Annotated in this window: 7 protein-coding genes; 4 read left to right on the plus strand and 3 right to left on the minus strand. The window is 67.3% G+C overall.

Annotated elements, in window-relative coordinates; genetic code table 11:
• Nucleotides 1-99: 99 nt before the first annotated feature.
• Together DBR34_RS04285 and DBR34_RS04290 are read right to left on the minus strand one after the other, a co-directional pair.
• Nucleotides 100-1,527, minus strand: a complete 1,428-nt coding sequence (locus DBR34_RS04285) for an amino acid permease (protein WP_128095850.1) — start codon at nt 1,525-1,527, stop codon at nt 100-102.
• Between the two features lie 65 nt (nt 1,528-1,592).
• Nucleotides 1,593-3,071, minus strand: coding sequence for an amino acid permease (locus tag DBR34_RS04290; protein WP_128095851.1), 1,479 nt, complete (start codon nt 3,069-3,071; stop codon nt 1,593-1,595).
• 183 nt (nt 3,072-3,254) lie between these two features.
• On the opposite strand from DBR34_RS04290, the gene DBR34_RS04295 reads away from it, so the two are divergent.
• On the plus strand, nt 3,255-3,839 hold the full coding sequence (locus tag DBR34_RS04295) for an NUDIX hydrolase (RefSeq protein ID WP_181393895.1): 585 nt from the start codon (nt 3,255-3,257) through the stop codon (nt 3,837-3,839).
• Between the two features lie 37 nt (nt 3,840-3,876).
• Here the strand turns inward: DBR34_RS04295 and serA are convergent, their stop codons facing one another.
• Nucleotides 3,877-5,118: a phosphoglycerate dehydrogenase gene (gene serA, locus DBR34_RS04300; protein WP_128095852.1), complete on the minus strand. Its 1,242-nt coding sequence runs from the start codon at nt 5,116-5,118 to the stop codon at nt 3,877-3,879.
• A gap of 187 nt (nt 5,119-5,305) precedes the next feature.
• On the opposite strand from serA, the gene DBR34_RS04305 reads away from it, so the two are divergent.
• The 3 genes from DBR34_RS04305 to DBR34_RS04315 all read left to right on the plus strand — a co-directional run.
• Nucleotides 5,306-6,694, plus strand: a complete 1,389-nt coding sequence (locus tag DBR34_RS04305; protein ID WP_128095853.1) for an FAD-binding oxidoreductase — start codon at nt 5,306-5,308, stop codon at nt 6,692-6,694.
• Between the two features lie 59 nt (nt 6,695-6,753).
• Nucleotides 6,754-7,053, plus strand: a complete 300-nt coding sequence (locus tag DBR34_RS04310) for a DUF2388 domain-containing protein (protein WP_128095854.1) — start codon at nt 6,754-6,756, stop codon at nt 7,051-7,053.
• Nucleotides 7,053-8,515: DUF4105 domain-containing protein (locus DBR34_RS04315; protein WP_128095857.1), on the plus strand; the 1,463-nt coding region annotated here is incomplete at its 3' end. The genes DBR34_RS04310 and DBR34_RS04315, both read left to right, overlap by 1 nt.

Raw genomic sequence — 8,515 nt, forward strand, 5'->3', positions numbered from 1 at the left:
CCCCACAGCACCCCAGAGCCGCCGTAGCGGTTGCATTGGCTCTTGGCACTTGCAGTAAAAGCGGGCCGCCGGGCCGCAGGCCCGGCACAAACCCACCCCTTACTTCCCGGCAAGCCGACTATTCCGATACCCGTACCCGAAGTAGATCGCAAAGCCCACCGCCGTCCAGATCCCCATCAGCATCCAGTTGTGCGCCGTCATCGCCGTCAGCAGCGCAATACAACTCAACACCCCCAGACTGCAGATCAACCACGCCATCGGCATCCGGAACGGACGCGGCAAGTCTGGCTGCGTCCGACGCAGAATCAACACCCCCGCGCACACCGCCGCGAACGCAATCAGCGTCCCCATCGACGTCAGCTCGCCCAGGATATCCAGAGGGAACAGCGCCGCCAGCAGCGCGATCCCTATCCCCGTGATCACCGTATTGATGTGCGGCGTCCGGTACTTCGGGTGGATTTTCGTGAACACCGGCGGCAGCAACCCGTCGCGCCCCATGATCATGAAAATGCGCGGCTGCCCGATGATCATCACCAGCACCACCGACGACAACCCGATCAGTGCCCCGATCTCCACCACGATCCGCAACCAGCCCAGCTGCGGGTGCGCCGCCACCGCCGTCACCACCGGCTCGTCCGTGCCCAGCAGCTGGTACGGCACCAGCCCGGTCATCACCGCCGCCATCGCGATGTACAGCACCGTGCAGATCACCAGCGACAACAGCATGCCGATCGGCATGTCACGCTGCGGCTTGTGCGACTCCTGCGCCGCCACCGACACCGCCTCGAACCCGATGTAGGCGAAGAACACCATCGCCGCACCGCGCAGCACCCCCTCGAAGCCGTACTTGCCCGGTCCCGCGTTCTCCGGGATGAACGGCGTCCAGTTGGCCGGATCCACGTACTTCCAGCCCGCGATGATCACCAGGATGATCAGCCCGGTCTTGAGCACCACCATCGCCATGTTCATCGCCGAGGATTTGCTGATCCCCACGTAACACAGCCAGGTCAGCAGCAGCACCAGGATCGCGGCCGGAATGTTGGCGATCGCCCCGGTCGGGCGCAGCTGCGCATCCAGCGGTGCACTGACCAGCGCGGCCGGCAGGTGGATGTCGAAATGACTGAGCAGGCTCAGGAAATAGCCGGTCCAGCTGACCGCCACCGCCGAGGCCGACACGCCGTATTCGAGCACCAGCATCCAGCCGATGAACCAGGCCGACAGCTCGCCGAAGGTGGCGTAGGTATAGGTGTAGGCGCTGCCGGAGACGGGCACCATCGCCGCGAACTCGGCATAGGCCATCGCGCAGAACGCGCAGCAGATCGCGGCGAGCACGAACGACAGCATGATCGCCGGGCCGGCGTGGTTGGCCGCGGCCTGGCCGGTGATCACGAAGATGCCGCCGCCGATCACCGCGCCGATACCCAGCGCGGTCAGCCCCCAGGGGCCGAGCGTGCGGCGCAGGCTCAGGCCGTTGGCGTCTTCGTGGGCGGCGTGCGGGTGCTTGGTGGCCCACAGTTGCTTGAACATGGTGTGGTTTCTTGTAGGTGGAGCGTATGTGGAACGGGCCGGCGTGGGCCGGCCCGTCAGGTGCATCAGGCCGAGGGCGTGTTGAGCTTGCTGTGGCGCATGCCGTAGCCGAAGTAGATCAGCAGGCCCAGCACCGTCCAGCCCACGAACAGGTGCCAATGCACCACGAACGCCTGCCAGAACAGGAACAGGCACGACGCCGCGCCCAGCGGGCAGATCACCCACACCATGGGCACGCGGAACGGACGCGTCAGCTCCGGCCGGGTGTAGCGCAGGATCAGCACGCCCACGCAGACCGTGGCGAAGGCCAGCAGGGTGCCCATCGACACCAGCTCGCCAAGCACGTTCAGCGGCACCAGGCCGGCCAGTGCGGCGGCGATCACGCCGACCACGATCGTGGCCCAGTACGGGGTGCGGAAGCGCTTGTGGACCTTGCCGAACACCTTCGGCAGCAGGCCATCGCGCGAAATGGTGTAGGCGATGCGGGTCTGGCCCATCATCATCACCAGCACCACCGAGGACAGGCCGGCAATGGCGCCGATCTCCACGGCGGTCTTCAGCCAGGACAGGCTCGGGTAGGCTTCCAGCGCGGTGGCCACCGGCTTGTCGGTGCCCAGCAGGTGGTACGGCAGCATGCCGGTCAGCACCGCGCACACGATGATGTAGACGATGGTGCAGACCGCCAGCGAGCCGAGCAGGCCGATCGGCATGTTGCGCTGCGGGTCCTTGGTTTCACCGGCGGCGGTGGAGACCGCATCGAAGCCGATGTAGGCGAAGAACACGATGGTGGCCGCGCGGAACACGCCGCTCCAGCCGAACTCGCCGGACACGCCGGTGTTTTCGGGGATGAACGGATGCCAGTTGGCCGGGTCCACGTGAGCCGCACCGATGCCGACGAACAGACAGATCACGAAGACCTTGATGGCCACGATGATCGCGTTGACGAACGCAGACTGGGTCACGCCCACATACAGCAGGCCGGTCACCGCCGCCACGATCAGCATCGCCGGCAGGTTGAACAGCTTGCCGGAGGCGGCGAACTCGTGCCCGTTCCAGGCGATCGGCGCGGCGCTCAGCGCGTCCGGGAACGGCATGTGCAGCGTGGTGGTGATGAAGCTGATCAGGTAGGCCGACCAGCCCACCGCGACCGACGCTGACGCGAACAGGTACTCCAGCACCAGGCACCAGCCGATGAACCAGGCCATGCCTTCGCCGAGGGTGGCGTAGGAGTAGGAGTAGGCGCTGCCGGAGACCGGCATCATTGCCGCGAATTCGGCGTAGCACAGGCCGGCCAGCGCGCAGGCGAAGCCGGCGAACACGAACGACAGCATGACCGCCGGTCCGGCGTGGTTGGCTGCGGCCTGGCCGGTCAGCACGAAGATGCCGGCACCGATCACCGCGCCGATCCCGAGCATGATGAGGTGTTTGGCTGTGAGGGTCCGTTTCAGTGTGGCTTCGCCGTCCAGGCTGCCTTCGATGGGTTCACCCGCGTCGACGTGGCCGGCGGGTTCAACCGGTTTGACCCTCAACAGAGACTTCAGCATGCAGTGCTTCCCTAAATGGACAAAGGTGAGGTGCGCGGTACATTGCCGGGCACCTTGATGGCAACTGGGCGCCCCAGCGTGCGGGGCCCGCTGTACCTTAGCCAAAGCTGAAGCCCGCGCACAAGCACAAATGCAGCATGGCCCGGCGATAATCGACAAATCCCGCCCGAACCGCCCGCCACCATGTCGCTGAACCCTGAATCCGTTGTCATTGCTGATGCTGAACTGCGTGCCCAACTGGCTGCGTATGCGCAGCGCCAGCCCGCCCACGCCGCCCTGGCTGACGAATTCAGCACACTATTGGACGATCCGGAGAACCCGTTCCTGCGTGAACGGCTGGCCGGTCATTTCACCGGCAGCGCGTGGCTGGTGAGTGCCGACGGCGAGCGCGTGCTGCTCACCCACCACCGCAAGCTGGACCGCTGGCTGCAGTTGGGCGGGCATGCCGACGGCGACCGCAACGTGGCCCGGGTGGCGCTCAAGGAGGCGGAGGAAGAGTCCGGCCTGAGCGGGCTGGTACTGGAGGATGGCGCGCTGTTCGACATCGACAAGCACTGGATCCCCGAACGCAGGGACGTGCCGGGCCATTGGCATTACGACGCCCGCTACGTGGTGCGGGCGGTGGGCAGCGAACAGTTCGCGCTCAGCGAAGAATCGCTGGCGCTGGCGTGGCGGGACATTCGCGACGTGGCCAATGCCGCGATCGAAACGCCGGATGGCGACGATTCGTTGCCGCGCATGGCGAAGCGATGGTTGGCGCGGCGATAGCGCATCCGCGCTGTCGCCCCCACGCAACGCACCCGGATCAATACAACACGCGCGTCCGCAGCGTGCCCGGGATTGCGGCCAGTTCGTCGCGTACCGCGCCGGCCTGTGCCTCGCTGGCGGTGATGTCGATCACCACGTAGCCCACCTTGGGGTCGGTGCGCAGGAACTGGCCGTCAATGTTGACGTTGTGGCGCGAGAAGATCTCGTTGACCTTGGACAGCACGCCCGGCACGTTCTGGTGGATGTGCAGCAGGCGCAGGCTGTCCTCGTGCTCGGGCAAGGTCACTTCGGGGAAATTGACCGCCGACAGGGTGCTGCCGTTGTCGCTGTAGCGCACCAGCTTGGCCGCCACTTCAACGCCAATGTTGTCCTGCGCCTCCAGCGTGCTGCCGCCCACGTGCGGGGTCAGGATCACGTTGTCGTGCGCGGTCAGCGGCGACACGAAGGCATCGCCGTTGCCCTTGGGCTCGATCGGGAACACGTCCAGTGCCGCGCCCCCGATGTGGCCCGCATGCAAGGCCGCATCCAGCGCATCGATATCGACCACGGTGCCGCGCGCGGCGTTGATCAGGTGCGCGCCGGGGCGCATGCGGGCCAGCTGTTCGGCGCCGATCATCCACTGCGTGGCCGGGGTTTCGGGCACGTGCACGGTGACAATGTCGGCGCGCGACAGCAGGTCGTCCAGGCTGATCGCCGCACGGGCATTGCCCAGCGACAGCTTGGTTTCCACGTCGTGGAAGATCACCTGCATGCCCATGGCCTCGGCCATCACGCCCACCTGGGTGCCGATGTGGCCATAGCCGATGATGCCCAGCGTCTTGCCGCGCACTTCGTGGCTGCCGGCGGCGGATTTGGACCAGCCGCCGCGGTGGCATTCGGCGTTCTTCTGCGGGATGCCACGGGTGAGCATGATCGCTTCGGCGATGACCAGTTCGGCCACGCTGCGGGTGTTGGAGTAGGGCGCGTTGAACACCGGGATGCCGGCCAGTTCGGCCGCGTCCAGGTCGACCTGGTTGGTGCCGATGCAGAAGCAGCCCACCGCCATCAGGCGCTTGGCGTTGGCCAGCACGTCGGCGCTGAGCTGGGTGCGCGAGCGGATGCCGACGATGTGCGCCTCGGCGATGCGTGCCTTCAACTCGTCCTCGGGCAGCGCCTTGCTGTGCAGTTCGATCTGCGAATAGCCGGCGGCGGTGAACACGTCGATCGCGGTCTGGCTCACCCCCTCCAGCAACAGCACGCGGATATCCTGCTTCGGGAACGAGGTCTTCTTCGGCGACATGGGCGGGGCGCAGCTGTAGGGCGGGAGCGCCCAACTATGCCAGAACGGGCGGGGGATTGTGCAGTGCGCCAATCGGCGCGGCGATGGTTTCAGATGCATCCGTTGACACGCGCAACCGGACGCCGGCGGCCAGGCCCGCCGGGGTGGTCTGCTACGCTTGGGAATTCCCTCGTCCTGCCGTGCCGCCATGACCGACCCGCGCCTTTCTTCGCTGTTGCAGGACTGCCCCGGGCTGCGGCTCACGACCGAACCGGCCGACCTGGAGCATTACGGGCGCGACTGGACCCGGCGCTGGACCCCGGCACCGCTGGCGATCGCCCTGCCGGGCAGCGTGGAGGAGGTGCAGGCGATCCTGCGCTGGGCCAGCACGCACCAGGTGGCCGTGGTGCCCTCGGGCGGCCGCACCGGCCTGTCCGGTGGCGCGGTGGCCGCACACGGCGAGCTGGTGCTCAGCCTGGAGCGGATGAACAAGCCGCTGGCCTTCGATGCGGTGGACCGCACCCTGACCGTACAGGCCGGTATGGCGCTGGAGGCGGTGCACAACGCGGCGCTGGAACACGGGCTGATCTACCCGGTGGACTTCGCTGCGCGTGGCTCCTGTTCGATCGGCGGCAACATCGCCACCAACGCCGGCGGCATCCGCGTGATCCGCTACGGCAATACGCGCGAGTGGATTGCCGGGTTGAAGGTGGTCACCGCCAGCGGCGAGCTGCTGGAGCTCAACAAGGGCCTGATCAAGAATTCCAGCGGCTACGATTTCCGCCAGCTGCTGATCGCCTCCGAAGGCACCCTGGGCGTCATTGTCGAGGCGACGCTGCGGCTCACCGATCCGCCCCCGGCCAGCAACGTGATGTTGCTGGCACTGCCCAGCTTCGAGGTGCTGATGCAGGTGTTCGCCGCGTTCCGTGAGCGGATGCAGCTGCAGGCCTTCGAGTTCTTCACCGACCGTGCGCTGGAACACGTGCTTGCGCACGGCGCGCAGGCGCCGTTCGAGCAGGTGCACCCGTTCTACGTGGTCACCGAATTCGCGGCCGGCGACGAAGCCCAGGAGGCCGCCGCGATGGCGGCGTTCGAGGCCTGCATGGAGCAGGGCTGGGTCAGCGATGGCGTGGTCAGTGCCAGCGATGCGCAGGCCGCACAGCTGTGGCGCCTGCGCGAAGGCATCACCGAGGCGGTGGCGCGCTACAAGCCGTACAAGAACGACGTGTCGGTGCGGATCTCGGCGATGCCGGCGTTCATGGCCGAAACCCAGGCGCTGATCGGGCAGGCGTACCCGCACTTCGACGTGGTCTGGTTCGGCCACATCGGCGACGGCAACCTGCACATCAACGTGCTCAAGCCCGATGCCACCGAAGATGCGGAATTCCTGACCCAGTGCGAACACGTGACCAAGCTGCTGGCGCAGGTGCTGGCCCGTTTCGACGGCAGCATCTCGGCCGAACACGGCATCGGGCTGGTCAAGAAGGGCTACCTGGACAGCACCCGCAGTGCGCCGGAAATCGCCTTGATGAAGGCGGTCAAACGAGCGTTTGATCCCCAAGGGCTGCTGAATCCCGGCAAGCTGTTCGACCTCTAGGACGCGACAGGTCTTCACACAGGCTATACGCTCTGCGCTTTCCCACTTCGAACGACACCATGACGATGCGTCCGATCCTGCTTCTCGCCGTCCTTGCCCTGCCGTTGCCGGCGCTGGCCTCCAGTTTCGCCGGCTCGTCCGCTGGCTCCGCCTCCGGTGCCTCGTCGGCCGGTTCGTCCAGCTCGGACGATGACAAGATCGTGCTGGATGCGCGCGAAGACGCGGCGGCGTTCGTCGCCAGCGACGGTGCCATCCGTGGCGCCCGCCTGGAAGCGGCCCTGCTGCACCTGCGCGAACACGATGCCGCGCAGCGTGATGCCAGCGACCTGGCGCTGGCCCGGACCCTGCTGGCACGCTGATGCAGGCGCGTCGCCGGGCCCGCCGCTGGCGTTGGGCGGCCCTGGCGGCGCTGTTGGCCAGTCCCTTCGCGCAGGCCGCCCTGCAGTTCGAGCTGCAGCCGGACGGGCTTGATGGGCAGCAGATTCTGGCCGCCGAGCGTGCACTGCAGGATATGCAGCACGTAATACCTGCCGCCTGGCAGGCCCGTTTTGATCGTCCGGTACGGGTACGCTGGTCGGCCACGCTTCCCGACCAGGTGCATGGCCGCACCCGCCGTGGCGCGATCACACTGCGCCGTGACCTGCTTGATGACGTACGCGCGGGCGAACCACTGCCGCGCGCGCTGCAGGCCGCGCTGATCCATGAACTTGCCCATGTGCTGGACCGCGCCCGGGGCGGGGGCTGGTCGCAGACCGCGCGATGGCGCGACCTCAGTGGCTGGCAGCAGCGCCCCTGGCGGCTGGGCCGCACCGGCAATCATTTCAGCACGCGCAGCCCCGACGCTTACGAGCGGGCTACCCCGGCGGAATACCTGGCGGTCAACGCCGAGCATTTCGTGCTCGACCCGGCGTATGCCTGCCGTCGCCCGGCATTGCATGCCTGGTTCACCGCGCAGATCGGTGCCAGCGGGCACGCCGCCGACTGCGACACACGCCTGCCGTTGGTGCAGGCCGACGACGCATCCGGCGCCGCATCGCTGCTGCAGGTGGACCCCGCCCGCGTGTACGCGGTCGACTACCTGCTCGCCGAAGGCAACGACCAGCTGATGAGCCGCTGGGGCCACAGCATGCTGCGGCTGGTGATCTGCGCACCGGGGCGCGCGCCGGGACCGGCCTGCAGGATGGACCTGTCGTATCACCGGGTGTTGTCGTTCCGCGCATTTGTCGGCGATGTGCAGATTTCCAGTTGGCGCGGGCTGACCGGGTCGTATCCGTCGCGGCTGTTCGTGCTGCCACTGAACCAGGTGATCAACGAGTACACCCAGCTGGAACTGCGCGGGCTGTCGTCGGTGCCGCTGCGCCTGCAGCCCGGCGAGATTGCCAGCCTGCTCGAGCGCGTGGCCCAGGTGCACTGGAGCTATGACGGCAAGTACCTGTTCGTGAGCAACAACTGCGCGGTGGAAACCGGCAAGCTGCTGCAGGAAGGCGTGCCGGCCTGGGCCACGCCCGGCCTGAACCGCATCACCCCGCGTGGCCTGCTGACGCGCCTGACGCGAGAAGGGCGGGCCGATCAGACGGTGCTGCAGAACCGCGCAGAGGCGACCCGCCAGGGCTATTACTTCGCCTCGGCGCAGGATCACTACCAGCAGCTGTTCGAGGTGGCCCGGCGTGAACTGCCACTGGGCACCCCCGAGGTGACCGCATGGCTGCAGCGTCCGGCAGCACAGCGGGCGCCGTGGCTGGATCAGGGTGGGCTGCGCGCCACGGCCGCGTTGCTGCTGCTGGAACAGGCAGCACGCCAACGCGAAGAACTGCGCGCGCG

The organism is Stenotrophomonas sp. HMWF003 (genome assembly GCF_003061285.1).
GTDB classification, from domain to species: domain Bacteria; phylum Pseudomonadota; class Gammaproteobacteria; order Xanthomonadales; family Xanthomonadaceae; genus Stenotrophomonas; species Stenotrophomonas maltophilia_AP.